This window comes from Actinophytocola sp., from assembly GCF_045807065.1.
In the GTDB taxonomy this organism is placed as follows: domain Bacteria; phylum Actinomycetota; class Actinomycetes; order Mycobacteriales; family Pseudonocardiaceae; genus Actinophytocola.
In genome coordinates, this window is sequence record NZ_JBJMIE010000653.1 from 1 (window position 1) to 26,172 (window position 26,172).

Here is a 26,172-nt window from a genome sequence, read left to right on the forward strand (position 1 = left end):
CGACGGCGGCCAGCGCGAGGCCGGCGAGGACGGCACGACGGCCGCGGCCCACCGCGGCGGTGGTGGACGTGGTGGTGGTGTTCACTTCTCCCCCTGGAGTTGTGGTGGCTGAACGGTTTTCGACGTGTGGCTGGTGCGCTCAGGGCTGGCCGGGGCACGTCCCGCCGGCGGCGAGACCGGCGGGACGTGACGACGAGGCCGGTGGCCGCTGCTAGCACTTGGGCGGCCGCGGACTCGCCGGTACGGCGGATCCGTGCGTGCTCGACGACCAAGGTCTTCAGCAGCGCCCGGGGTTGGGGTAGCTGCCCCAGTGGACCAGGTCAGCGCGCATCCAGCCGGTGTAGCGAGACCCCCACGGGTGCGTGCGGAACCAGATGAGGCCGCCGTCGCCAGATCCGCCCGGCACCCAGCAGTACAGAGTGAGCCCCCGTCCTGGCTGCGATACGTCGAGCTTCGTGCTGTTCCTGGTGGGCTGAGACCTCAGCAGAGCGTCACGCACCTTGACCCTGTTGACGGGCAGTGGATCCGCGGCCGCGAGGCTGGAGGCGGTCTGGGCCCTGGGCGTGAGGTAGTTGACGATCGCCGGGCTGGCGTAGTTGACCGTCGCGGGGGACGCCTGCGCGGTCAGATTGATCGGCGCGGCATCGGTGCTGACCACGCTGGCCAGTTGCGCGACGGCGGCCGGCTGTGCCTGGTCACGAGCGGCGGTCGCCGTGCCGGATCCGGTGCTCGCTACGGCACCCATCGCGAGCGCGGCCCCGACGACAGCGACACCGACGAACGGCCGACGCCGCTGTTTCCCACGCTCGGGCTGATTGATCTTCACTCGATTCTCCCCATTCGTAGTGGCGCACTTTCCTCGACAGAACCGACAATTTTTCGAGTGCTCACAGGGGCTCGATCGGATCTGTGAGACATCCTCTGGAAAGGCAGGCTCATAAAACGATGCCCACCCCTGCGTTGACGATCTCTGTGGGAAGGAAAGTGTTCCCCCAATAGTGTTGTCCGAGGTATTTGCTTCGACTCCGCTGATTGCGTTTGAGTCATTCACTCGAACGAGTTCGACTCTGGCACTCGCATCGCGACAATGTCAAGCCGTTCCGCGCTATTTCTTTCGAGCTTGTTCTGTTGTTGTTTTGGGCAATGTGAGATATCCGATGTGCGTTGTCGCTCATCGGTTTATAGGGTGCGCGAATCCGCTCGAAGAACACCATGTCCTTCGATATGCGCGCTCTATCCTGTATGTGATCGCTACATCACAGGAGAAGGTTGTTAGATGTCGATTTCTGGTCCAGTGTTGATCTCCGATTGTTGATACTGCGGATCTGTAGTGGCGGTGTCGGCTGGATACCCGTACGGCGGGTCGAGACCGTCGCTGATGTCGGGGCTGACGTGCCCGCCCTGGCGTGCCGATGTGTCAGGTGATGCGTCGCTGGTGGGGGCGCGCTCGCGTGCGGAGTTGTGGACGGTGTGCTGGATGTCGTTCAGCCGGTCGCGTAACCGGTCGATCCGGTCCGGCGACCTGTCCGGTGGGTCAGCTGCGGGGTGGTCGGAGATCACCTGGCGGATGGCCCGGTCAGCCAGCCCGAGTCTCGGTACGCCCACGCTCGCCACCTGGGGTGTTGGTGTCGGCCGGGTAGGTGCCCCGCCCACAGCCACGTCGCCGCCAATATTGCCGCCGAGGTCGTCGCCGAGGCCCTGACGCCTGAAGCCGGGTTCATCGCCGTCGTTGTCCAGGGCGACGGCGTCATCGTTGGCGGCGGGGCTTGGCCCTGTGTCCGACGGCGCACGATCACGTTCCGCCCATTCGCGTCGTACCGTGTTCGTCCAGGCGTCGTATGCGTCGCGACGATTGGTCTCGTGGTGCTCTCCGGTGAGGCTGGCGTACACCGGATCGACCTGCTCTCGATCCGGTAGCGGATGCGCTGTCGCGCTCTCCGCGTCTGCGGCGAACTCCACGCGGTGCTGGTCGGCTCCGCGATCGATGTCAGCATTGACATCCCCGCTGACCAGCCGTTCGTACTGGTCGGGGGTGAGACCGATCCGTGCCAGGTCCTGGTCGGTGACCTCGCCCTCGACCAGGCGATCCAGGGCCGTGCGGATCGCGGTGATCTCCGGGTTCCCGTCGGTGGCGTCCGGGCCAGGGCCGGGGCGCTGCGGTGTGGTCGCCCCATCCCGTTCCGGAACGACGTCCGCTGTGCCAGCCGCGGGTTCACGATCGCGTTGCGGGTCATCGTGTCGTGGGTCTGGTGCGGTTGTCGCGGACTGCCAGGGGGCAGCGGCGGGTGGTCGCCAGGGGTCGGTCGTGGTGACGTCGGGCAAATCGCCGATGTCCGCGGCGTACACCAGCGACACGTCCTCGAGCGTCAGACGGCGGCGGCCCACTTCGTCGAACGGGACCGTGTCGGGGTAGTCCCGCAGCAAGCCGCGCGCGGCTTGCACCTGGTCGGGGTCCATCGCGGCGAAGCGCTGCGACGCGGGCACCTCACCGCCCCGCTCGACACGCATCGTGTCCGGGCTGTACCACGCCTCAGGGGCTGTCGGTGCGGGGGCGTCCATGTAGGCGGTTCTGCCGTCGGGCAGGGTCACCCGCATGACCCGCGGCCGAGGCTCCGGTGGGCTAGGAGGATTCGGCGCGGTGTTCCCCCAGGTCCAGGGATCGCCATCGCGGATGGCAGCAGCCAGGTCCCGGATGCTGTACCCGCGTAAGTTGGTGGCCTCCGCGCTGGCGGCTTCCAGCGCCTCGCCCATACCGTCCGTGCCAAGGCCGAGACGCTCGCCTGTGGTCTCACCACCGAATTCCGCAACGACGTCGGCCGCGCCAGCCGCGCGTTCACGATCGCGTCGTGGGTCAGACTCCTCCTGCGACGGTGGATCCCACAGCGGCTCAGTGGAGAGCCAGGGCGGCCAGTCGGGGTCGCCGGGCTCGATCACCTGCGGTTGCGGCGGGCCGTAGACGACCAGGCCGTCGTGGTCCATCTCCCAGGGCGGCAGATTCGGGTCCAGATCCAGCGTGCGGGATCTGCCGGCGTCGGCAGCTCCGGAACGGGTGACGGGTTCGTAGTTCACGTCCCACGGCGGCGGATCCGGGGCCAGGCCCGCCATCTGTCTGCGCAGCTGGTACAGCTGCTCGGGGGTGTAGCGGCGGGGACTGGCGTCGTAGATGGTGGGAAGTGGCTGGGCGAGTCGTCGATCTTCGTCCAGTGCTCTCGTGACGTCCGCTGGTGAGGACACGGGCCATTCTGTGTCGTTGATGTGTATCGGGCTGAGAAGGTGAGTGGTGGGATTGCCGGGGTCCTGGCCGAATGCCCATCCGAACTCCAGGGTCTCTGCTCCGCGGGCGAAAATCTCGACATAGGCGTCTATCGCTGTCCTTGATCTGTCGTAGCGCCATCCGTACTCCTCGACGTCTACGCCGATGAGATCGATTGGTTCGATGTCGGTGACATCCACGTCGGGTTGGGATCGGGACTCGTCAGGTGTGCGTGATTCGGATCGAAATTCGGGTTGTAATTCGGGCATTGTTCATACTCCGGGGCGGACGGCGCCAATAAATTCGCCGGACCAGTAGGTCGATTTCCAGATGTCTTCGACCACTTTCACAACGTCGCCGCTTTGGGGCGCGTGGACCACTTTCCCGTCGCCCATGAAGATCCCGACGTGGTGGATCCCGCCGGGTTGACCGTTGCGGGAGAGCAGGATCAGGTCGCCGGGCTGGACCTCGGTGGGGTCGCGGATGGCGGGTTGGAAGGTCGTCCAGATGGCTTGGGTTTGGTGGGGGACGGCGACGCCGATCTGGGCGTAGGCGTAGAGCACCAATCCCGAGCAGTCGAACCCCACGACACCCTGATCGACACCGGTGCCGGCGGACGGGCCGCGGGCGGTGCCGCCAGCCCACGCGTAAGGCACGCCCAGTTGGGACAGAGCGGCGTTGATAACGGTCTCGGCACGGGGGTTGGCCGGCAGGTCGACCTGCTGCCCACCGCCGGCAGGCAAGCCGCCGTTGGCGGGGCAGCCGACGCCGCGGACGGCGCCGAGGATCTGGCGTGCGGTCTGCTCGTGTTTGTTGTAGCGGTCGGGAAAGGCGGAACGTTCGACGGCTTGCGCCGCCGCGCCGGGCGCCAGGCTTTGCCAGTTCGGCACGGTGAGCAGGACGTCGTAGAACTTGTTCGCCGCGTACACCGGATCGGTGACCTGTGCGGGGGTGCCCCAGCCTTGGGAGGGTCGCATTTGGAACAAGCCGAGGCTGTCGCGGTCCCCGTGGTCGAGGTTGCGCAGACCGGACTCGGTCATCGCGGCCATCAGCGCGATGACGATGCCCTGGTCCGGGATGCCGCGGCTGGTGCCGACGTCGACGATGATCGTCGCGTTGCCCATCTGCTCGGGCCCGTAGTTGCCGACCGAGGTAGCGGTGGTGCCGCTGGGCGCGCAGGCCACGCCCTGGATCCCGTCGTCCGCGCCGGCTTCGTCGTCGTCGACGACCACCGCGAGGATCAGGAACATCAGCACGGCCAACCCGAACGCTAAGGGCGCGCCGAGCATGAGCCGCAGCGCGCGGGCCCTGTTGTGTGTGGTGGCCATGACCGGTCACACCTCGGGACCCTGCTCTGCCGTGTGGGACAGGTAGGGGTCGTGGGTCGGGTCGTAGCCGGCGTCGCGGCCCTGGTGCCGCGCGGCGGCGTCGCGGCGCGCGAGCTCGGCGACAAGCTGCGGGTCCGCGTTCGGGTCCGGTTCACCCAGCATCGCCCGCAGATCGGCCAGCCGACGAAACAGCTCCATGATCCGGAAGTTCGTCCAGAGCGCCATCACTCATTCCCCTCCTTCGTATCGCCTGCCTCGTGCTCGGTCAGGTCAACCCAGTTCGCGCGCACGATCGCGAGGGAGCGATCGCGGGCGATCCGCAGTGCACGGTCACGGTGTGAGTCCTCGACCCAGGCGCGGTAGGCGTCAGCGAGGTCGAACCCGGTCACAGTGCGGATGTCAGCGCGGTCGTCGGTCCCGTTGTCCGCGTGGATGTCGGTCTTGATGTCGGTGCGGGTGAGGGTGTGGCGGCCGTCGCAGCGGGCGCTGCCCCAGTTGCCGTCCAACAGGCGGGTGCGGGCGTTCCACAGCCGTTCGTGGAAGATCACGATGGCGTCGTGGCTGGCGCGGGGTGACCAGGCGCCGAGCCACGCGATCCGCAGGCCGATCAGCTCTTCGCGCAGGGCGGGGTGGTCGGCCCAGCAGGGCGGGATGACGCTGGTGAGTCGGTAGGTGCCGGTCAGCCAGGTCACCCAGTCGTCGAGCCGCTCCCACGCCGTGCGTGCCCGTGAGACTTGGCGGGCCTGGTCGGCGTCGGTCTCGGCCTTCGGGTACAGCTCGAAGCGGTAGTCGGTGCGGCTCTCCGGCCCGCGCCGTTGGGTCTCGGCGACGGTCTCTTCAACCGCGGTCAGGCGCTGCACGATGTCGTCGAGCACCTCAAGCACCTGCTCGGAGACATCGAGCGCCGCCGCGGCTTGGTCGGCGATCGTCGCCGGCAGACCGCCCGGATCACGACCGCCGGGCTCGCGGCGGGCTGCCGTTCGCTCGCGCTGGCTGTCGGTGTCCGGGTGGTCGGTGTCGGGGTTGGCGTGTGGACGGTCTGGTGGGTTGTGGGGTGGTGTGGTCATGTGAGGATTCGTCCGTCGTTGAGGGCGTCGTAGAACTCCCGCTCGGCCGCCGCGGTGGCGGCGGCGTCGGGGCGCTGCCAGTACGGGGTCAGCTCGGTGAGCACCGGTTTCAACCCGCCGGCGGCGATGAGCAGGGAGTGGAACGCCGGCAGGGCACGCACCTCGGCGGGGGACATGCCAGGACGGGTACGCAGGCTGTACTGCTCCGACGAGCCCGCACCAGCGTGGCGGGTGAAGCTGGGGATTTCCTCGTCGTACTCCTCAAAGTAGCCGGCGATTTCCCGGATCTCGTCGTGCCCGGTCACACCCGGGAGGACCATGCGCAGGGTCGCGGCGCCCCACATGGACTGCGCGGCGGCGGCTCCCCACCGGTCGACGGCTTGGGCACGGTCCTGCACGACCATCGTGGTCGGAATTCCACGTCCACCGCCGTCGGAGATCAGATCTGGGAGTTGGGTGAGAGTGGCGGTGTTCGGCGCCTCATCAACGAGCAACTTCAGCGGCGGGTCGAGCCGGTTGTTGTCGCTGAACTGCGCGAGGTCGCGCGCGTGGTGCACGATGTCGTCCATCAACGCGGCCAGCAGGTCCAGCACACCCACGGCCTGACTCCGCTGCGCCAACAGATACACAGTGGACTGGCCACTCTGGTTGAAGAAGAAGCTCATCGTGTCGAAATGCTCGGCCGGGCCGGGAGTGCAGGTGTCCAGCACAGCGGGGTGCATGAACGGATCCATCGCACCCTCGACCGGCATGTAGTAGCCGGCACGCTGCCGCTCCGGGGTCTGGATCGCCTGATACTGCAACCTCGCCCAGCTCTCCGGGGCGAGCGCGCTGCGGTGCAGAATGCTCGCCGGCTCCACCGAGGTTTGATCAAACGTCCACGTGAGCACCGTGCGGATGTCCCCACCGGACACGGCGGCGGCGTGAAGAAGATTGCGCAGGATGGCTTGGCCCCGGGATTTCCAGGCGTTGCCGTTCTCCACCCCACTCATGTCCACCGAGGACATCAGCGCTTGGGCGCGGCGCATCGCCACGGTCGGGTCGGTGCAGTCGCGCACCGGATCCCACCGCAGCAACGGGAGCGCGGGAGCCTGCTGGAGCGGGTCGAACAACAACACCCGACCCCGATCCGCGCGAGCTTTCCAGGTCGCGGCGATGACCTCGGCCCGACTGGACGGCGCGAGCAGCGGCCCGTCGTGGTCCAATGCTTCCGGGATCACCACACAGGACGTCTTCCCGGACTCGGACGGGCCGACGACGTAGGTGGACTGCCGCACCGTGGAGTAGCAGTTGACACCGGTGTGCACGTCCCGACCCCGAAACGTGCCCACCTGCTCCGCTGTCGGCCGTGGGGTCGTGCGGACCAGGTGTGGACGAAGCCGAGGCGCTTGCTCGCGCACGACCGCTTCACCCAGCCGGCGTTCCACGTCACGGCGCGAGGCGAACCCCGGGGCCCCGCGGTGGCGACGAACCAGCCGGGTCGCCACGATCACCGCGACGGCGAGCATGGCCAGGAGGAGACCGGCGATCGACCAGAACAACAGCGCTGGCGCGGTCTCGTGGTTGGGGATGTCGGGCCAGCCGCGCATCGGGTCGCCGGGGTGCGCGAGCACGTTCAGCGCGGGGGAGAGGCTGTGCCCGCGCCAGGACGGCCAGCCATGCCCGGTAACGAACGCGGTCAGCTGCCCGGCCAGCCCAAAGGACGCGATGATGGCCACGAGCGCGAGAAGCGTCAGCCCGGCGAGTTCTTCGCGCTGGAGCCGGCGCACAACCTGCCGACGCTGTGTCGCTGGTGATGTCGCTCGGCGGCTCATGGCTCGACCCCGGCTTGCTCGTCGAGCAGGGCCTCCCACTCCTCGTCGGACAGCTCGTCGAGCCCGTCGCGGCCGCGGGTGGCGTGCATGCGGGAATCGGTCTGCACCCACGGTTCCTCGATGCTGGACAGCCAGTGCTGCACCACAAACGCCCGCAACCCGAGCAGCCACATCCCGGTGCCCTTGCGCAGATAACGCAGCAGCGCGCTCTGCACATCGGTCAAACCGAGCAGGTCGCGGGTGAGAGGGAGAGAGGCTTCGACCTGCCGGTACACGATGGTGAAACCGGTGTCCTCCAACAACCCTCTGGCCAGGCGCGCGGCTTCGGAATCACCGGTGGGGTCACCGGTGCTGCTGGCACTCCAGTCCGTCAAGCGGTGCGCGGCCAGCAGATTGGCGATGCCGAACATCCTCGCCAACTTGAACTGGGCCTGAAACCGCCGCAGGAGCGGCAGGTAGCGCATGGCCAGCCAGGCTTCGTCATAGCCGACCAGCCGGCGGCGGGCGTCGGGGCGCATCAGTTCGGCTTCCATCGCCGACTGCGCACACACCATCGCCATCACGGTCACGGCCTGGTCCGCACGCACCGCATGCAGATTGACGATCGTGCCGGGCGCGTCGAAGTCGAGGAACCGGGTGTTGTCCTCGGTGGAGTCGAACATGCCAGCCAGTGCGCCGCCGACGAGGCCATGCAGTGCCAGGCGGGCGTCGCGGGACTCGTCGAGCAACTGTGCGGCGGTGATCCCGCGATCGGCGAGCTCGTCCCGCCACGCGTCGGTCGCGGTGAGCTGGGCGACCACGCCCGGCAACGAGGCGGGCGCGAGCTGGGCGCGGGCGCTGCCACGCAGCTGCCCGGTGCAGGTGTCCAACGCCAACTCGACCGCGGTGCGTTCGGTCATGGACAGCGGCCGGTCCAGCCGCACATGAATCAGTCCCTCCAGAAGGGACAGTCGGCGAGCTTTGACCGCGCCCAGCCACTCCGCCTCGGTTTGGCTGGTGTGACGGCGGGGTGCGGTGAGCGGGTTGAGTCGCACGCCCAGCCCTGGTCCGAGCCGGAGGGGTTCGACGCCGAGGTGGTGGGCGAGATCGGTGTACTCGTCCTTGATGTCCACCCAGGAGAACGGAATACCCGCCGCCAAGAACCGCACAATCAGCGACTTCATGAGCGCGGACTTGCCGGACCCAATCTCGCCGATGATCACACCGTTCGGTGAAGTGATCACGCCAGCGGCATACAGCTCCCACGGATCAAACAGAAAGCTCGCACGGCTGTAGAGATCGACGCCGATGTAGGCGCCCGGCACCCCGAGACCGGGGTCCATGATCCACGGATACCAGGTCCGCAGCACCCCGCTGCTCGCGGTGTGCGCGGGCAGCCGCATCCGGTGCGCGAGCCGCCCGGACGCCAGGCCGTGCGCGCCAAGCCGATCCCGCCGCAGCCCATCTCCCGCAGCGAGGCGTCGGTCGCGGCGCTCCGCGCGGGAGCCTCGCGCGCGACGGAGGTTGAATCCGGCCGGATCCCGGTCCGACGCTCGGTGTGATGGTCGGTCTGCTGGTGGTTGGGCGCGGGTCATGATCCGGTCAACCCCCGCATCGGGGACAGCCCGCGTGCGAGCGGCAAGGCCCCGGCGAAGAACCCTTGGTCTTGCTCGCCGTAGAGCACCATCGTCGAGCACCGGATCCGGGTCAGGCGCCGGCGCACCGAGGTGACCGCGCGCCGCAACCGGTCAGCATCAGGCGCGGTGCAGCAGACCAGCATCGTGTACCGGAAGTACCCGGACCCGTCGGCCAGCTCGTCGTCCATGCGGTAGGCGGCCTCGAGTTCCTTCTGCGTGCGGGCATCGACCACGAGGCCGTGTTTCTGTTTCATGTAGATCGAGCCAGCCGCCGCCAAGCGCTGGTTGTTGATCGACCGTTCCGCTCGCGAGGGCGGTAACGGCTCCACCACCAGCGACACCGAGCGCCGGACGTCGGTCTGCTGCAGCAGCGGCGTCAGCCAGTTCGCCTTCACGGGGCGACGGGGGAGTTCGTGCACCCAGATCGTGCTCGACACCGCCGAGTCGTGCAGGTACCACCGCCACCGCCGCTCAGTCGCGCTCGGACCTGCGACACGGGGGTCCAACTCGTGATCCCCCGTGGACTGCAGGTCATACAGCGGCAGCGATTCCGGGTCGAACGCAGTGTGGATCACCGCCGCGTAGTGCGCCGGAGACAGCCAGCCGCTGACCGGGATCCGGGCCTCCGCGACCTGCCGTTGCAGCTCGGTGAGCCGTTCGACCACGACGACACCGATCGCGTCGTCATCCCCACCGGCAGCTTTGATGTCGCTGGCGAGCCGGTCCAGGTGGAACGCGACCGTGAAGAAGACCTCGTGCCGCTGCGCGGTCGGCGCGGCCTGCGCGACCAGTTCCCGCAGCGCCTGCGCGGGTAGCGTGTCCCGGTCGACGACGTTGTCTACATAGTACTGTTGGGCCATGTTGGTGCTGTCCGGCATCGACCGGAACAGCAACTGCCACCGCGCGATAGCGCTGTCCTCGTCGCAGGTGGACTCCATCACCGCTTCCCAATCGGCCAGCCGTGCCGTCTGTTCGCTGGACTCCTCGAGAATGATCGGTGTGCCCTGGGTGAGCAGCGCCGCCGTGACCGTGCGGGTCTGCTCATCCAGCACCAGCCCGACCCGGGTACGGCCATCTGGATTCGGCGCGGACAGCATCCGCATCGACGCCAGATCCCCGGGCAGGTCCATCTCGCGCTGCAGGCTGTTCGGTCCGAACACCGCACCCCGATACACATGTGTGCCCCGCAGCCGCGACCACGCCGCTGCGACGGCTGGCCTTACCCATTCAGTGACCTGGCGGCCACCGACACGCAGGAACGCCGCCCATACCAGCATTCCACCGGCGGCCAGCAAGACCGCGAAGGTGATCGGTGATCCGGTCTGGATTCCCCACCACGGCAGGGCGATGGCGGCCACGATCGCCACGATCTGCCCCAGGCTCATCCGCCCGATCACGCCGTTGGTACGGCGTGGCGGAAAGGTGTACTCCTCATCCACAGACTTCCCCCTTCGATTCATTTCCTTGGAACGCGTTACTCGTAAATGGGCGGCGGGCTGGACGATTCGCGTTCGCCCGAGCCGCTACTGACCGTTGAGCCACTGGGGCCGCTGGAGCCGTTCGTGGAGCGTCGGGGTGGCGCACTGGCCACGACGCGTCCGCGGTTGGCTGGCGGAGGAACACTCGGCACGCTGGGGATGCCGTCATCACCGCCGCCACCTCCGCGTACGGTCATCGGAGTGGACGCGTCCTCTGCGCGTGACTCCGTCCCCGATGGCTGCGTTGTTCCGGTGCCTGCTGACGGCGGCTTCTGGCTGTCGGGGGGTGGTGTTGCGGGGGAGGAGCGGCCCCGACCTTGTCCGCCACTGCTCCCGGCACCGGTGTTCGCGCTGCTGTCTTCTCCGGACCGGCCGCGGCCGATCGCCTGGGCGCCGGCGACCATCGCGCGTACCGCGGTGCCCACGGCGCCGCCGGCCATGGCGGCGCCGCGGGTGCTGCCGCTGCTGGCCACGCGACCTGCCACACCGCCACTGGCGGCGGCGCCGCCGATGCGGTCGCCGACGAAATCGACCAGTTCCCACAACAGCCACGGGCACAGGAACAACAGCACGCACAACGTCAGGCCTTGGCCCACGTCGATGACTTGTTCGACGGGGTCCTCGCCCGGGTCAAGGGGCAACAGCAGGCCCTGCGACAACAGCATCTCGGCGACCATGACGAACGGTGCCCAGGCCAAGGCGGTGAGTCGGCCGCTCCACTTCCAGACCCAGCCGGATGTGGCGGCATGGACCTGACCGGCGGCTGCGAGCGATCCCGCTAGCGCCCACATCAGCACGAGCGCGGGGTTGATGACCAGGAAGATGATGGCGAAGATCAGGCTGATGCCGATCGCGATGCCCGCGACCACCGCCACGAGCGGGTTGACCTTGGCCAGGCTGCCGGTGAAGTCGGCCTGGTTCATGATGTCGCCGCCGGCCGAGAGCAGCGCCTTCGTGCAGTCGTTGGCGAGTTGGAGCATGAGGATCGCCCCGACTCCGGCCAAGGTGACTCCGGCGGCGGCTTTGATGCCGCCGAACAGCGAGTACTGGAGCTGTCCGCGCCGCCAGGAGCCGGCGAGGGTGACCAGCCAACCGAGGAAGGCCAACGCGAGTGCGACGCCGGCGACGAGGTTGTAGACCGAGGCGAACGCCACGCCGGTGAGCTGCGGTGCGCTGTAATCGGTGGCGATGCGCAGAAAGACGCCCCACAGTTTGGTCACGCCGGAGACGATGAAGCTGACCACCTGCTCCATCCCCGTCTTGGCCACCCAGTTCAAGAATTCCTGAGCCAACTCGGCCGGGCTCTTGCAGCCAATACAGGTTTCGACCATGCCACTGCCGTCGCCAACCGCCTGGTACTGGGTAAATGCCTTGCGTAGCACCGTGTTCATGCGCTGGACGTAGTCGTCGGAGAAGGCGTTCCAGGCTTGGCAGGTCTGGTCTTCCTGTTGGGTGATCGCGCCGTCGCAGGACAGGTAGAAGCCCCGGCAGGGTGCTACGGCGTCGAACGTGTCGGTGCTGCTGCAGCCTGACCAGGGGCGCACGCCGTGGTCGCCCATGTTGTCGACGTTGCCCCACTCGAACCCGAACGGCTGGAACTGCGGGTTCGGCTTCGCCCACGCCTTCACCTGGTCAACGCAGTATCCACTGGGCACAGTCAGGTTCGCGGCGAGATCGCGGTAGCCGCGGAGCAGGAGATCCTTGCGTGCTCCGGCGTTGGCGTCCGTGCCCGCGAAGTCCGGTTGGAAGAACTGCAACAGTTCGGGGAAGTCCTTGATCAGGTAGGCGGCGTAGGTGGACCAGTCACCGCCGTGGTCGCGACAGGACTCGGCGGTCATCCACGGTGATGACAGCCACTCCGCGCTGTCTGGCACGTACTGCCGCAGGTTCGCCGGCACGCTCGCCGGATCGACCGGATCCGCGACGGCGTGTGCGGAGGGCAGCATCGCAGCCACGACCAGCACGAGGGTGGTGGCCAGACGTACCCAGAATCTGCGCCGCGTCGATTCGGCCGTTAAGTCCACGTCACCTATGAGTGGTCGCGGGTGGACGCGACGTTGTCGGCTCCGGCCCGCACCGGCCAGGCGGCGCGCCTTGGCCTGTCGGGTGTGGTCACGGCTCGGGAACATAGCTCCATCCCTGCTGGGTCAACTCGCGAAACCGGAAGCTGAAATCACCGTCGGCGTCGGTGAGCCGCTCGTCGGAGCGCACCGGCCACGGACCCCGCTCGTAGTCCTGGGTGCGCACGCGCCACTGGGAACCCGCCCACGTCAGCTCGACCGTCGACCGTCCCCAGGTCTCGGTGCCGCCCGGCTGTGGCCTCACCCGGGATGACGTGGTGGACACGCCCCAGACCTGCACGGTCGCCCGCGAACTGTCGTACCCGGTCACCACTGTGGACAATGGTGCGAAGGACGATCGCGTCTGCCGTAGCTGCTCGACGTCCGTGGTCGGGGTGGCGAGCACTGCCCGCGCACTCTCGTCCGCGTCATCCGACAACAGGACGGCGACCGCGGTGCTGGCGTCGAGCGTGCCGGCGTTCACCCGGAAGCCGGCGATCTGGAAGTTGGCGGCGGCGGTCGCCGCGCCGGCCGGCGTGTGGCGGTCCGGTACCGGGATCCCGTGTCGCAGAGCCGATCCCGCCACCGGGCGGACCGACTCGGCTCCCGGTGCCGTCGCACGGCCGACCACGAAACTTCCCGCCAGCAGTCCGACGGCGACGATCACGCCCACTGTCGCGGCGATCCAGCGCAGCCGCCGGTGTGAGCCGGGTGGGCTGTAGCCCACGGTGATGGTGTTTTTGCGCACCACAAATCTCCCCCCTGATATCGAAGAAATGTCGAGAAATATGGGGTAATATGGATTCTTTATGGGATGGTCAGGATATGGAGGTGATCCACGTCCACAAGCCACCGGCGGTGGTCAGCAGGATCCCGCCGAACCCGGCCCGCAACATGTTTGACTTGGCGTTCTGTGACAGGTGGATGCCGCCGGCCAGGTGGCCGCCGACCCACGTCACGATCCCGGCCAGCAACACCACAAAGGAAATCCCGAGACCGAAGAAAAGGATCACCTGGCCGATCGTGTACATCACGCCGGATTTCGGCACACCACGCGCATCGGGGGTGATTTTCGAGAAGTCCGGCCCACCGGGTGTCGGTGTGGGTGGGGTCGGTGTGGGTTGCTGGCCCAGCACCACATCCCCCATGTGGTGGGCGTGCTGATGAACGTGCAGGTGGCCCTCAGGTGGAAGGTTGTCCAGTGGTGGTAGCAGCTGGACGGCCTGGTTGAGTATCTCGGTGAGCACGATGTGCCTCCCCCATCACGGTGACGATGCGGGACAGCAGGCGCAATCCCGCGAGTGCGGTTGACTTGCCCACCTGGTTCAGACGCAGGGGCTGCCCCGAGGCCAGCCGTGCGTCGTGGGGGAGGTGTACCAGATGGGTGATTCCAGCGGCCGTCACCAAGGTGGTGGCGGCCTGTACTCGGCGCCGCGCCGCGGCGGCCGAGGGCAGTGAGGATGGTGTGGCTCCTGTTGTGGTTACGGAGGACAGCACCACCACCGGCTCGACTCCCGGTGCTGTTCGGTGGAGCAACTCGACGGCGGCGCACACTGCTTCCGCGCCGATGACATCGGCGCGGCCGACCACCACGACCACCGGACGGATATCCAGCCGTGCGGTGAACACGCCGTCGACCCGGCCGCCGTCGACCACCAGGGTGCCGCACGTGGTGCGCGCGAGCCGGGCGATGTCGCCCAGCCGGTGATAGCCGTGGCCGTCGTCGATCAGTACGGCGCCGGCGGACGTGGTGGGCGCGACTGCCCGGATCTGTTCCGCGCTCGCGCCGTAGCCGAGCATGTCGGCGACCTGGGCGGCGGGCATGCCCGCCTGCTCGCCCACCAGCCGCCGCACCAACGCGTTCCACGCCGCGCCACACTGGTCCGCGATCACGGTCGGCCCCGGCGACGACGCGGCGACCATTTCGCCGAGCAGAGCGGTCACCGTGCTGGTGCCCACCCCGCCCTCCGCGCCGCCGAGCAACACCCGCACCGGCGGCCGGGACTGTGCCATCCACGCCCACAGCGCCCGGGTTTGCTTGGCCGGCCAGCCCCGAGGCATCGCCCACGCACCACCGGCCCGTCCGCCCGGCTGATCCCGACGCTCCGACGCACCCAACGCGCGCGGACGGTCCCGGTTCCCGTCACTCCCATCGCCCTGGCCGGGCTCACCGTGTTCCGGACGGTCCCGCTGTGGACGGTCTCGGTGGGGACGCTCGTGGTCAGGACCAGAGGGTGCGGCGTGCCGCAGTACGGGCACACCGAATCCATCGCCGAGTCCATCGCCGGAACTAGGGGTGCGGCCGGGTGATTGTTCTCGACGGGATGTCGAGTGCTCGAGTGTGCGTGCGTGCCGGGTGACAGGACAGGGGGCATCGTCCTGCCACCCGGCACCGGGGGTGTCGGACCGACGCTGCGCGTACCGGTCGTCGCGCATACCCGGCACGCCGGGGACCGTGCTGGCGCCCTGCTCGAGTGCGGGCAGCTCATCCACGTTCATCTCATTCCCCCATCTCGCGTGCCAGTGTTCGCGTCGCGGGCACGCGGCCGCCTCCCCCGACGAACCACGCGCTTGGGTACACGCAGGCCGCTTTACCTGTGATGTTGCGACCGTGTACCATCCGACAAGACGAGAATAGGTGACATCATCAGAATGTCAAGGGGTCGCGACATTTTGGCTGGTGTCCTCCTCCCACCTACCGTCGCTGAAGGGGGACCCCATGGACGAGTCCGTGGACGAGCGCGGCACGACGGCGCGGTCATCACCGACCCCGTCGGAAGAGATCGCGCACAACCTCAACGCGCTGTTCGACCAGTACCGGCGTGCGCACGGGCGCAAGCTCCCCAACGAGGAAGTCGCCGAGCACGTCACCGCGGTCACTGGCCAGAAGGTCCACCGGACCTGGATCGCCAAGCTCCGCGATGCGACGATCTCCGCTCCTGACCCCGCACGACTCGACGCGGTCGCCGGGTTCTTCGGCCATACCCGCGACTACCTGCTGGGCATCGAGGACGACGTCAAGATTCTCCGCGAACTACGCGAGATCGCCAGCTTGGCCGACCAACTAGAGGCCAAAGGCATCTCCGTGCGCAAACTGGCCAACCTCGAACCGGAGGACACCGACCTCGTCGTCAACCTCCTTCAGCACCTGTCACGACAACAGGAACGGCGGCGGTCCAACCCCGACTAGCCATCTCCCCTCACCGCATCGCGTCCTCCACCCCCGAGGGGAGCAGGCGCAGGACGCAACCGGCCTTGCACGCACCCACGTGATCAGCAGCCCTGGAGCGTTTAGGAGCATCATGTTTCACCGCCGTGGCGACCGTGATGACCGCCGAGACCGGACTGGTGAGCCCACGCCCCCGCCCCAGGGATGGCAACCACCACCGACAAGCGAGCACCACGCCGCTCCGATGCCAGACTCGTACGTGCCGCGCAACATCGCCCAGTACGCCACCCTCGTGACCACTCCGATGCCCTACGACGTCGAGGCCAGCCACGACCCGGTCATCGTGTGCACCAGCGGCGCTGAAGGCGATGTCCACCAGATGCAGACCCTGCTGTCAGAAGTCCTGGAGAACCTCGGCCGCGAGGCATCCCGGCGTGGCTGCGTCGCGGTATACGGGATCCAGCACACCCTCGCCGTGCACGCCGGAACGATCTACATCACCGCCATCGGCACCGGCGCGCGTCCCCGAGTCAACATGGACGGCCCTCCCACAGGTCACTGACGTCGGCGACCCCACACGCGGTGACTGGCGTGCCCACCATGGGATCGCACCGTACCGACTGTCCACAGTGAATGTTCAGGCGAACTACTCGGCTGCGCTGACGGAGGTCTCGCAGCGGAGTGGGAATCGGTGATGGCGTGCGGCGCTACCCCGTGCGGGAGGGGGCGACGCATCCTGGCCGACCCCTTCGCGGTTGTCAAACCCCCAAAAAGCGGGGGTTTGACAACCGCTGCGGCGCCGGCCCTGGCGGATGCGCCCCTCCCACACGGGGCCAGCGCCGCACGAACGTCGCGGTGTGGCACAGGCACCAGAGTGATCGGATTGCCTTCTCGTTGTGGGTGACGGGCTCCGTGATTCCGCTTTTGAAGGGACGCCGATCTCTATGTCCATGTGGGACAACGCGTGGTTCGAACTGATGGATCCCGCCGAGCTGCTGGTTGATCAGAACTCCCGCATCATCGCCGACATCAAGGCCGAGGACCCGGTCTTGTGTGACAGTGTCGACGAGCACGGTGTGCTGGTGCCGGTGATCGCTAACCCGGCCGGGGACGGGAAGAGGCGCGTACGTGATGGCCACAAGCGCACTCTCGCCGCGCGGCTGGCCGTCGACAAGCACCCGAAGGTTCCCGTCCTGGTCACCGACTGCACCGATCCACGGTTGTGGGTGCGGTTGCGGGATCAGTGGATCGCCAACGAGATCCGGACTGGCTTCACCACCGGGGAGAAAGCGCAGATCCTGGAGCAGATGGCCCTCGATGGACTGACTGACGAGGACATCGCGACCCAGCTCACCGTGTCGCAGGAGACGGTGAAGGCGGGACGGCGTGTCCGCGCCAGTGCGCAGGCGGCCGAGGCGTTGGAGCGGTACCCGCAGCTCACGCTGGAACAGCTCGCCGCGTTCACCGAGTTCGAGGACGACCCCGAGGCCACCGACCAGCTCAACCAGGTCCTGGACGAGGAACCCGACCAGTTCGACCACGTCGTGTCCGAACTGCTGCTCACGCGCGAGGCACTCGCGGCCCGCGACGCGCGCGCTGAGGAGTTGCGCGCCGAGGGGGTCACCGTCCTCGACGCTGAGCAGGCGCGGGAGGCGCTGCGGCTGTCGCGTCTACGCGTCAGCGCGACCGACAACACCGTGCTCACCACGGACGCGCACGCCGGCTGTCCTGGGCACGCCGTCACGGTGACCCGTGGCTACGGTGGGGACGACCCGGAGGTCGAGGTCGTGTGCTACCAGTGGGCTCAGCACGGTCACCGCGATACCTGGGCGGTCTCCGGTGGCTCCGGGTCGCGGCCACGGAAGGGCAAGCGCACCTGGGCGGAGCTCCAGGAGGGGCGCCGGGTGCGCGCGAACAACGAGAAGTGGCGGGCCGCGATTCCGGTGCGCCGCAAGTTCATCAAGGACCTGCTGGCCGGCAAGGACCTGCCCGCGCGTGCCCACCAGCGCCTCATCATCGCCCAGGTCGAGAGTGGCGTCGAGCAGACCCGTGCGAGCAAGGACTTCGCCGCTACCTTGCTCGGGTTGAAGAAGGCCCGTAACGGACGTGCGCACCCGATTGTGGCCAAAGCCAAGCGCGCCACCGCCGACCAGGCCCTCCGGCTGGAGATCGCGATGATGCTGGCCGCGTTCGAAATCCGCTACGACCTCAAGCACACAGTCAACACCTGGCGCAGCCCCAACACTGACGACAAGGCGTACTTCGCGCTGCTCAAGGACTGGGGCTACTCAGCGAACATGGCAGGACGGCTCGTTCTCGACCCCGACGCGGACGCGAAGGACTGGCCACACCTCCAGACCGCCGCTGCCGCCCCAGGCGCCAGCCCGGACGGTTCCCCGGCCAACCCCGACGACACCTCCGACGACCTCGACGAGGGCGCCGATCCCGACCACGACTCGGATGGTGAGACCGACGCCGAGCCAGCGACCGAGTTCGAGACCGAGGTGAACCCCGGTGACGGCGAGAACGAGTTCGACGAGCACGAGCTGATCGCTGCCTGACCTGGCCCACCAACCGGCACGGCGCATCGACACGGCGGATTGACACCGCCGACCTTGCCGGCCCGGCTTTCCGGGCAAGAACGCCTATCACTCACCCCAGCGGGTGTCCGGCCGAGTCCCGTCCTCGGCCGGACACCCGCTGACTTCTGCACGCTGGAGTTCGCATGTCCCAGAACAAGCCCGTCGCGAGCATCACTGACCTCCTGCGGGGCATTACCGACGACTTGGCAGGTGTGTTCGGCCAGATGGAGTGGGCCGAAGACGAGATCGCCCAGGCCCGTCGGGGCCACCCCGCCGAGGCGGACACGCTCTACCACAGTTTTCTGCTTCTCAAGCCGACCCATGAGCTGATGGACACCGAGTTCGTGTACCGGTCGCATTGTCGCGAGCTGTTGGAGCGGGTGGCCGCCGGCAGGGACACCCGGCCCGGCACGGCCGCCGAAATCTGCTGCGCGTGCTGTGATTCCAGCCAGCTCGCTCCGCTGACCTCACCGGCGGCCGGCTTGTACCACCGGATGTGGGTGGCTGCGTTTCCCGACAAACCCAACTTCTTCGCGGAACACCAGCAGGCGCACGAGGTTCTGGAGGGCTCGACCATCGACGATCTGGAAGCCACCATGCGCCGCAAACTGGCCGTCCAGGACCGCACACTCGGCGCCATCGACTGCCACGGTCGACACCACGGCGAACCCGTGCAGTGCCAGTACTCCACGGTGGCCGAAGCGGCATAGCCGCGCACCAGCACATCGGGCACGGTGTCACCCCGCCCGATTCTTCTCGTGTCCGCTACGCCACTCACGATCTGTTCACCACCACTTCGGCGGTACTCAGGTCGGGGGTACTCCACGGAAGGATCTATTTCCTTGGATGCCAAGGACTTCCACGATCGCCCGCACATCATACGGGCGCTCGTTCCGGCTAACAGGACCGAGCACGCCGTGCGGGTGGCGTCGGTTGTGACAAAGCTCGATGTCGCCCTCGGCGGTGGCTGCTCGCTGCCGGGACCGGGCGTGCAGGCGGGGATCGGATTCGGTATCTCGCCAACGCGAGCTCACCCGGTATTCGGGCAGTGATGGGGACGGGGGGCTGGCTCGGGCAGATGTGCACGCCGGCCGAGGGGCGCGCCCCGGTGCCGGGCGCGTGGTTTGCGCTGGACAATGGCTGCTACGGACAGGGCTGGCCCGGCACACAGCGGTGGTGGGACTGGGTCCAATCCCATCTCGGCTGCGGGGCGCGGTGCTTGTTCGTCACCGCACCGGACGTTGTCGCCGACGCGGCCGCCACCCTGACGCGGTCGCGGCCCTGGTTGCCGCGGATCCGTGACTTCGGGTTGCCGGCCGCGTTTGTCGCCCAGGACGGTCTGGAACGCAATCGGGTGCCCTGGAATGCGTTCGACACCTTGTTCATCGGCGGCAGCACGCGGTGGAAACTCGGCGCTGCCGCAACGGATCTGATCGGCGAGGCCCACGCTCGCGGGAAGACAGTCCATATGGGACGAGTGAACTCGCGGCAACGGTGGGTGCTAGCCGCTGAGCGGGGCGTGGATTCCGTCGACGGCACGTTCCTCACCTACGCGCCGGACGCCAACCTCGCCCGCCTCCACGCCTGGCACGACGCCACCCATGGCCACAGCAAACAGCCCGTTATCCGTCGACAGGCGGCATGACACCGGTCGACGGCCACAGAAAGGAGACCATGTGATGTCAGCTGATCGCGCGACCTATCAGCCTGGCATGAGCACCTATCGCGTCACGGTCGTGGAGACACAACGTCGTAAGACCACGCTGTATGCGTGGAACCCCGCCGACGCGGTCGACCACGTGATCGAACACGGTGGGGCAGAGGGAAGCGCGGTGCTGGACAACCTTCACTGCGGTCCGGCCACCGTGACCGTCGAGTCCGTCGCTCGCCTGTCCCTCAACGGCCCATCCACGACGACGCCCGCCACCTAACACCCGTATCCGCGCGCCGGGGATTCTACGAGCCCGACAAACCCACCGGCGGGCACGAGCGGCCAGATCGGCTTCCACCAGTACCGAAAGGAGGTAGTGGATTGTTCCACCCCAAGCGTGAGCTGGCGAGGTTCCTCGACGAGCACGGCGTACATGGCTGGGTCACCGGCGACATGGGGCAGCGGATGCTCCTCGACGACTGGATCGACTCGTTTCTCGGCCAGTGCGAGGACTTCTTCGACCCGGACGGCGCCGACGCCGCAGAGCGGCTGACCGCTCTCCGGGACACGCTCGACCAACCACCCGATCGCAAGACCATCTCGGTCAACCGCATCCGGAAAATCCTCGATCCCTGAACGGGGGACTCTGCTAGGCGCTCGCTCCATGCATGTACCCCTCAAAAGCGCGAGGCCCCCGACCCACTGAGCCGTCCCGTCCCGCGCGGGACGGGACGGCTCAGCGTCGTGAGAGGACATTCAGAGAGGACAGTGACACATTGGGCATGAAGTTGACTATGGCGGCTGCGAAGGCGCACCAGCGTGCCTGCGATCTCCTCGCGACCCAGCGTCCCCTGACTGTGCAGGAGCGCGAGTTTGTGTTGCGGCACTGGCAGGAGTCGCAGAACAGCACGACGGTCACCACGCTCGCCGGTGCGTTCTTCACGCCACTGGATCTGGCCAAGGACCTTGCCCTGTACGTCAGTGGCGCGGTGCGGCTGATTGATCTCGGTGCGGGGATCGGTGCGCTGGCGTGGGCCGCGTACCGCAACATGGTCGCCGGTTACCTGAGCCCGCCCCACGTTGAGATTGTGTGTGTGGAACGGAATCCGGAGTACGTGGCGGTGGGCCGTCGGGTGTTGCCCGAGGCCGAGTGGATCTGCGCGGACCTGTTCGCCCTTCCCGATGACCTCCGCGATTTCGATGTCGCGGTCAGCAATCCGCCGTTTGGTCGGACCCCGCGGTCCGGTCGCGGCCCCCGCTACACGGGACGGTGCACGGAGTACCACGTGATCGACGTGGCCGCGGATCTCGCCCGGCGCGGCGTGTTCCTGGTGCCGCAGACCTCCGCCCCGTTCCGCTACAGCGGAACCCCGGACCACCGGTGGGACCGCAGCGCAGAGTACCTACGGTTCGCACAGCAGACCGGGATCGTGCTGGAGTTCAACTGCGGCATCGACACCGCGATCTACCCCGGCTGGCGCGGTGTCCGTCCCACGGTCGAGATCGTGACGTGCGACTTCACCGAGCGCCGCACGTCGCGCGAGTTGCGGCTGCCGCCGCCGGACGAGCAGGGGCAGTTGGCTCTGCTCGCCGCCTGACCCGATCACCGCCGCATAGTCGCGGTGGTTTCCTTGATGATTCCGTGTCGATCGGTGGAACCAGACCGATGTCCGACGACTTCTTCCTCCTTCCTCCCGCGCCGGCGCGGTACGACCCGGTGGCCGTGTTCACTGAGGTGTTCGCCGATGCCGGCCTCGCCCGCGATCTCGCTGAAGCTCTCACCTGCGACGAGGTCAACGTGCTCGCCGGGCTACTCGCGGCCAGCGGGCATCTGACTTCGGCCGAGCAGTGGCTGGCCGCGCACCGCAGCACCTGTGGGCACCGTGAACGGCACTGACCAGGTCACCAACTCCAGGTCCCGGCGAGACTGATCTGGTTGGGGCTGGCCCCTGGGTGTGGGGCGTGCGCATGCTGCCACGCCACCGCGGCGGGTCAAGCCGCGCCACCCGAGTGTCCGTCGCGTTCCGGGGAGAGGGCGGCTTGACCCGCCGCGGCTTGCGTGGCTGCCGCCCTTCGCGCCCCACAACCAGGGGCCCAACCCCCTTGGCACGCAACCCCAGGTACTTCCCCTGTTCTCAGTCCTGGCTGCGGTCGCCGGTGGGGGACTTCTCTTCTGTCGCAAAGGAACAGTGTCATGGCTGACCGCATCTACCGAGACAAGGACGGCCGGCTGGCGCACGTGCAGCCCACCGCCACCGGATATCTTATCCGTTATCGAGACGGCCGCACTACCAGCATCAGTTTCCGGCAGCTCGCACGCACGGTGTCAACCGTCAGTGGAACCGGAACTGTCGGCCTGCCGCAGGCGCCGTGACCATCTCATTTCCCGAACCTTTCGGTTATACGGAGGCACACATCTATGTCTGCTTTGGACCTTACTTCGGCTCAGCTGGATCAGGTGGTCGAGCTGTTCAGCATTCTGCTCGACCACCCGCGCATCGAGGCGGCGAGTACCCGCGGACCACATGTCCGAACACCGCTGGGAATCCGCGCGGGCGGTGAGTCGATGCCCAGTGAGGACCAGGTTCGCGCGCTGGTCCTCGCCGATGGTGCCCGGGTGAGCCGCACCGATCTGGACGGGGACCGCGAGGTGATCGATCCGGTCGAGATCGTCCTGGTGTCCTACAGCGACATCCACGGCACGGACGCGGACGCGGCCAACCTGCGCGCCCTGGCCCGCCTGCCCGGCGTCACGATTGTCCGCAGCATCGGGGATCGCGGTGCGCGGGCGCAGGTGCGGCTCGGTGAGCTGTCCGCGTTCATCACCACCGAGGACACCAGCCGGGACCGCTCTAGCGAGGCGATCCGACGGCTCGACCAGGTGGTCGACGCGATGACCACGACGCTCGAGGAGCTGTATATCGACGACAGCACGCACGTCGAGTACCTGATCGAGCTGGCCGAGGCGGCCTGGGACGCCTGGATCCGGCTCGATCTCCCCTCAGAGCTGCGTCAACTCGCGCGTGACCTGGACATCGCTGTTCCCGACGACGCCCGTTCACCCGACGGCGGCCGCTACGACGCTGGCGATCTCGACGGTATCGACCGGTACGTGGATGACCTGTTCGGCGTCTACGAGGACAAGGTGCGGGCGGCCTACTACGACTACGAGGGCAACGAGTGGGTCGCCGAGACAGCGACCAGCGTCATCAACGCCCGCCACGGCCACGCCGTCCGATACGCGGCCCACATGGTCTTCGGCTGGCCGGCCCTCCCGTAACACCTCCCCGTATTCCCGCAGACGCGCACACGCGCGCTGCTCGCGGGTTGAGCTGGCCATTCTTTTGTGTCCTTCCGAACAGGGGGATTTGTGTGCGCAGGTTTTCTTCACGGTTCGTCTTGCATATCAGTCAACGGACTCGGCTGCGGATCATGGCCTTCATTACGATCGCCGACACTGGGCTGATCTCCTACGTCAGTACCCGCAACCTCGCCGAGCGGTGGGGGTTCGGTGCGCTGTCGTGGCTCTACCCGCTCTGTTTGGACGCGGTCGCCGCGGTCGGCATGGACCTGTGGATGTCGAACTCGCCGGCCAAACGCGCGGCGAAGTGGCTCGCGCTGTTCGCTGTCGCGCTCTCGCTCGCCGCGAACGTGGTCGACTGGCTCTACATCGGTCCCGGCGCGGCGGTCCTCGGTGCCGTCCCGCCGCTCATGCTGGCCGCCCTGCTGCTCACCCTGCACCGCCACGGCGCCCACACCGCCCACACCCCGACACGGACATCGATATCGACCACCGAGCAGGCCCCGCGGGACCATCCGGACACGGACACGGACACGATGAGCGGACCGGTGGCCGACACAGTGGTACCGGTACCAGTGTCGGACCCGACCGCGCGCCCCGACCAGCCTCACCCCACCGACCAGTCTCCCTTCACCGAACACCCTGACCTTGTGTCAGCAACGGACGTGGCCGGCTCGCCGGTACCGGAGCCACCGCCGGACCCGGTACCGGTGCCCAGGCCGAGTCCACGCCGTAGCAGGAAGGGGTCGAAGGCACGCGGCTCCAGGAAGGGGCCGAGGCCCAGCGTGCCTGACGATGTCGTGGTCGCGGCGCTGCGCGAGCACGCGCAGAACGGCGATCCGCTCCCGCGCCGCCGCGTGATGGCCATGTTCAACATGGGAACCAGCCGCGCTGACCGGCTACTGGCCGAGGCCCGAGACGGGGCAGGTAACAGGGTTGGCGACGGGACCCGGAATGGGACCCAGTTCGACCTCGCCATGCTCCACCACGGCCCAGACGCCGGCCCGGAAGCCGACTCGTGAGCCGGCGCGTGGCTGAAGTGGATAGTCGGTTCCTGTTGCGGGTCGCGCTGCACACCGCCGAGCAAGGGATGTTCGTGTTTCCGTTGTGGCCGCGGACCAAGGTGCCCGCCTTGCACGGCGCGGACCAGTGTTCTGGCCTCGGGGTGTGCGCGCACGGGCATCAGGGCTGGGAAGCGCGGGCGACCCGAGATCCGGAGCTGATCCGGCGTTGGTGGCGGAACTGGCCGTTGAACATCGGGGTCGCCGCCGGCCGGTCGGGTCTGCACGTGCTCGACCTGGACTCCGCGCACGACGCGATGCCTCCGCGGGAGTGGGCCGGGGCGCGGGACGGCTGGGATGTGCTGGCCCGCGTGGCCGGCCGCGCGGGCCAGCCGTTCCCCGGCGACACCTACGCGGTACGCACGCCTTCCGGCGGGTTCCACCTGTATTTCGGGGCCCCGCCGCTGGTCGAACTGCGCAACACCGTGGCGCGGCTGGGGTGGCGCGTGGACAGCCGCGGCAGCGGCGGTTACGTCGTCGCCGCCGGGTCACTGCGCCCGCAGGGACGCTACGACCTAGTGGCCGATCGGCCCATCGCGGCGTTGCCCGCGTGGCTCGTGCCGCTCCTGCTCCCGCCACCGTTCCTGGAACCCCCAGTGGACCAGGCGCCGACGGGGTGGTATCAGGCGGGGGCGGTGAGCGAGGTCCGCAAGAACGCCTACCTGCAGACGATTCACGACAAGGTCGCCGCCACCCCGTCCGGGGAACGCCACCATGTGCTGATTCGTGCGGCCTACACGCTCGGCCGGCTCGTCGGCGGAGGTGACCTCGACGCGCAGGAGGCCCGCGACTGCCTCCACGCCGCCGCCAGTCGCTGGCGCGGTCGCCTGTCCCGCAAAGACATCCGCACGATCGAGGACGGCCTACGAGCCGGCGCGGAGCGAGGACGCAGCCTCGCTAGCTAACCGACTCCACACCCACCGGCGTGCTCGGTGTGCCAGACCGCGCAAACACGTCCGGCACACCGAATCCCCGTGACTCCACTGTGAACAAATGAGAGGACTTGCCGTGCAGGCCATCACTCACCGCAGTTCACGGCTGCCCGTTCCCGTTGGTGCGGTCGCCATCTTCTTCTGGCTGATCGCCCTCGCTATCGGCATGATCGTCGTCTTCGCTGTCGGAGCGGTGATTTTCACGGTGCGACTCACCGTCAAGATCATGGTGATGGTGTGCCGCAACCTGTTCCGTGCCTTCCCCGGCTGAACACCAGCACCGGTTTGATCAGCATGCTGGATCCGCCGTGTGACCTGTGGGTCCCTATCTCTCATTTCTTCCGTCCTGTGTGGATGGTGATGTTCTTATTGCCCTGCAACGCGTGAGGAGCACATAACGTGGCCAGTTCCATCCAATTCAGCGAGACTGGCGAGCTCATCGCCGCCATCCCCGGCCTGCTGGGGTTCACCCCATCCGACTCCGCCGTGGTCATCATGTTCACCGACACCCCCCACCCCACCCTGCGTACCACGATCAGGATCGACCTCACTCAACTGACGAACCCCGCGACCGTTGTGGAGCAACTGCGCACGCTCATGACCACACAACGCATCTCCAGCATGGTCACGGTCGTCGTCGGCGGCACCGACCACACCAGCCCAGCCCCAAGTCCAGCGAGCGCGAACCTGGCGCGTGCGGATCGAACCGACAGTTTGCCCGCGCTGCCGCACCACGCGCTCGTGGCCGAGCTGCAGCGGATGGCCGATTCGCTCGATGTCCTGGAGTTCACGGTGTGGGTCGACCGGGTCGAACAGGGACGGACATGGCACTCCTACACCGACCCGCACTGCACCGGCAC

Annotated in this window: 27 protein-coding genes; 15 read left to right on the forward strand and 12 right to left on the reverse strand. The window is 67.8% G+C overall.

The genetic code is table 11. The features are described 5' to 3' along the window. Window positions 1-277 precede the first annotated feature (277 nt). The 12 genes from ACJ73U_RS38355 to ACJ73U_RS38410 form a co-directional block, all read right to left on the reverse strand. Window positions 278-826 (reverse strand): hypothetical protein, encoded by a 549-nt coding sequence (locus ACJ73U_RS38355; RefSeq protein WP_407782676.1) that lies wholly within the window; start codon window positions 824-826, stop codon window positions 278-280. A 446-nt stretch (window positions 827-1,272) separates the two neighbouring features. Next, window positions 1,273-3,453 carry a hypothetical protein gene (locus ACJ73U_RS38360; RefSeq protein WP_407782677.1) on the reverse strand — a complete coding sequence of 727 codons (2,181 nt, stop codon included), beginning with the start codon at window positions 3,451-3,453 and terminating at the stop codon, window positions 1,273-1,275. Between the two features lie 72 nt (window positions 3,454-3,525). Continuing rightward, complete coding sequence (locus tag ACJ73U_RS38365; protein WP_407782678.1) at window positions 3,526-4,581, reverse strand: C40 family peptidase; 1,056 nt, start codon at window positions 4,579-4,581, stop codon at window positions 3,526-3,528. A gap of 6 nt (window positions 4,582-4,587) precedes the next feature. Beyond that, on the reverse strand, window positions 4,588-4,806 hold the full coding sequence (locus tag ACJ73U_RS38370) for a hypothetical protein (protein WP_407782679.1): 219 nt from the start codon (window positions 4,804-4,806) through the stop codon (window positions 4,588-4,590). Further along, a complete protein-coding gene (locus tag ACJ73U_RS38375) occupies window positions 4,806-5,648 on the reverse strand; it encodes a hypothetical protein (RefSeq protein ID WP_407782680.1) in 843 nt (280 codons plus the stop codon). Before ACJ73U_RS38375 ends, ACJ73U_RS38370 begins: the two co-directional genes overlap by 1 nt. Continuing rightward, entirely contained in the window at window positions 5,645-7,417 is a 1,773-nt protein-coding gene (locus tag ACJ73U_RS38380; protein ID WP_407782681.1) for a type IV secretory system conjugative DNA transfer family protein, read from the reverse strand. The genes ACJ73U_RS38375 and ACJ73U_RS38380 overlap by 4 nt, the downstream gene beginning before the upstream one ends. A 41-nt stretch (window positions 7,418-7,458) precedes the next feature. Then, window positions 7,459-8,844 carry a hypothetical protein gene (locus tag ACJ73U_RS38385; RefSeq protein WP_407782682.1) on the reverse strand — a complete coding sequence of 462 codons (1,386 nt, stop codon included), beginning with the start codon at window positions 8,842-8,844 and terminating at the stop codon, window positions 7,459-7,461. 188 nt (window positions 8,845-9,032) lie between these two features. Continuing rightward, a complete protein-coding gene (locus ACJ73U_RS38390; RefSeq protein ID WP_407782683.1) occupies window positions 9,033-10,517 on the reverse strand; it encodes an SCO6880 family protein in 1,485 nt (494 codons plus the stop codon). 35 nt (window positions 10,518-10,552) lie between these two features. After that, window positions 10,553-12,580 (reverse strand): hypothetical protein, encoded by a 2,028-nt coding sequence (locus ACJ73U_RS38395; RefSeq protein ID WP_407782684.1) that lies wholly within the window; start codon window positions 12,578-12,580, stop codon window positions 10,553-10,555. 88 nt (window positions 12,581-12,668) lie between these two features. Further along, window positions 12,669-13,364: a hypothetical protein gene (locus ACJ73U_RS38400; protein WP_407782685.1), complete on the reverse strand. Its 696-nt coding sequence runs from the start codon at window positions 13,362-13,364 to the stop codon at window positions 12,669-12,671. Window positions 13,365-13,434: 70 nt separating this feature from the next. Beyond that, window positions 13,435-13,863, reverse strand: coding sequence for a hypothetical protein (locus ACJ73U_RS38405; protein WP_407782686.1), 429 nt, complete (start codon window positions 13,861-13,863; stop codon window positions 13,435-13,437). Beyond that, window positions 13,799-14,677 (reverse strand): hypothetical protein, encoded by an 879-nt coding sequence (locus ACJ73U_RS38410; protein WP_407782687.1) that lies wholly within the window; start codon window positions 14,675-14,677, stop codon window positions 13,799-13,801. Before ACJ73U_RS38410 ends, ACJ73U_RS38405 begins: the two co-directional genes overlap by 65 nt. Before the next feature lie 658 nt (window positions 14,678-15,335). Here ACJ73U_RS38410 and ACJ73U_RS38415 point away from each other — a divergent pair. The 15 genes from ACJ73U_RS38415 to ACJ73U_RS38485 form a co-directional block, all read left to right on the forward strand. Continuing rightward, complete coding sequence (locus tag ACJ73U_RS38415) at window positions 15,336-15,806, forward strand: hypothetical protein (RefSeq protein WP_407782688.1); 471 nt, start codon at window positions 15,336-15,338, stop codon at window positions 15,804-15,806. 223 nt (window positions 15,807-16,029) lie between these two features. Beyond that, window positions 16,030-16,347, forward strand: coding sequence for a hypothetical protein (locus ACJ73U_RS38420; protein WP_407782689.1), 318 nt, complete (start codon window positions 16,030-16,032; stop codon window positions 16,345-16,347). A gap of 382 nt (window positions 16,348-16,729) precedes the next feature. Continuing rightward, a complete protein-coding gene (locus ACJ73U_RS38425) occupies window positions 16,730-18,346 on the forward strand; it encodes a ParB N-terminal domain-containing protein (RefSeq protein ID WP_407782690.1) in 1,617 nt (538 codons plus the stop codon). A gap of 164 nt (window positions 18,347-18,510) precedes the next feature. Further along, window positions 18,511-19,077, forward strand: a complete 567-nt coding sequence (locus tag ACJ73U_RS38430) for a hypothetical protein (protein ID WP_407782691.1) — start codon at window positions 18,511-18,513, stop codon at window positions 19,075-19,077. Window positions 19,078-19,586: 509 nt separating this feature from the next. Then, a complete protein-coding gene (locus ACJ73U_RS38435; protein ID WP_407782692.1) occupies window positions 19,587-20,012 on the forward strand; it encodes a hypothetical protein in 426 nt (141 codons plus the stop codon). A gap of 67 nt (window positions 20,013-20,079) precedes the next feature. Beyond that, the gene (locus tag ACJ73U_RS38440; protein WP_407782693.1) at window positions 20,080-20,298 is read left to right on the forward strand and encodes a hypothetical protein; all 219 of its coding nucleotides are present in this window, start codon (window positions 20,080-20,082) and stop codon (window positions 20,296-20,298) included. 101 nt (window positions 20,299-20,399) lie between these two features. Continuing rightward, window positions 20,400-20,654, forward strand: coding sequence for a hypothetical protein (locus ACJ73U_RS38445; protein WP_407782694.1), 255 nt, complete (start codon window positions 20,400-20,402; stop codon window positions 20,652-20,654). A 158-nt stretch (window positions 20,655-20,812) separates the two neighbouring features. Further along, entirely contained in the window at window positions 20,813-21,616 is an 804-nt protein-coding gene (locus ACJ73U_RS38450; protein WP_407782695.1) for a hypothetical protein, read from the forward strand. Window positions 21,617-21,684: 68 nt separating this feature from the next. Further along, entirely contained in the window at window positions 21,685-21,915 is a 231-nt protein-coding gene (locus tag ACJ73U_RS38455; protein WP_407782696.1) for a hypothetical protein, read from the forward strand. A gap of 297 nt (window positions 21,916-22,212) precedes the next feature. Beyond that, window positions 22,213-22,392: a hypothetical protein gene (locus ACJ73U_RS38460; RefSeq protein ID WP_407782697.1), complete on the forward strand. Its 180-nt coding sequence runs from the start codon at window positions 22,213-22,215 to the stop codon at window positions 22,390-22,392. An 84-nt stretch (window positions 22,393-22,476) separates the two neighbouring features. Then, on the forward strand, window positions 22,477-23,298 hold the full coding sequence (locus ACJ73U_RS38465; RefSeq protein ID WP_407782698.1) for a hypothetical protein: 822 nt from the start codon (window positions 22,477-22,479) through the stop codon (window positions 23,296-23,298). A 152-nt stretch (window positions 23,299-23,450) separates the two neighbouring features. Continuing rightward, entirely contained in the window at window positions 23,451-24,341 is an 891-nt protein-coding gene (locus tag ACJ73U_RS38470) for a DUF2637 domain-containing protein (RefSeq protein WP_407782699.1), read from the forward strand. A gap of 8 nt (window positions 24,342-24,349) precedes the next feature. After that, a complete protein-coding gene (locus ACJ73U_RS38475) occupies window positions 24,350-25,285 on the forward strand; it encodes a bifunctional DNA primase/polymerase (RefSeq protein WP_407782700.1) in 936 nt (311 codons plus the stop codon). Window positions 25,286-25,388: 103 nt separating this feature from the next. Then, on the forward strand, window positions 25,389-25,583 hold the full coding sequence (locus ACJ73U_RS38480) for a hypothetical protein (RefSeq protein ID WP_407782701.1): 195 nt from the start codon (window positions 25,389-25,391) through the stop codon (window positions 25,581-25,583). Between the two features lie 128 nt (window positions 25,584-25,711). Further along, the coding region (locus ACJ73U_RS38485) for a DUF4192 family protein (RefSeq protein WP_407782702.1) at window positions 25,712-26,172 on the forward strand (461 nt) is incomplete at its 3' end.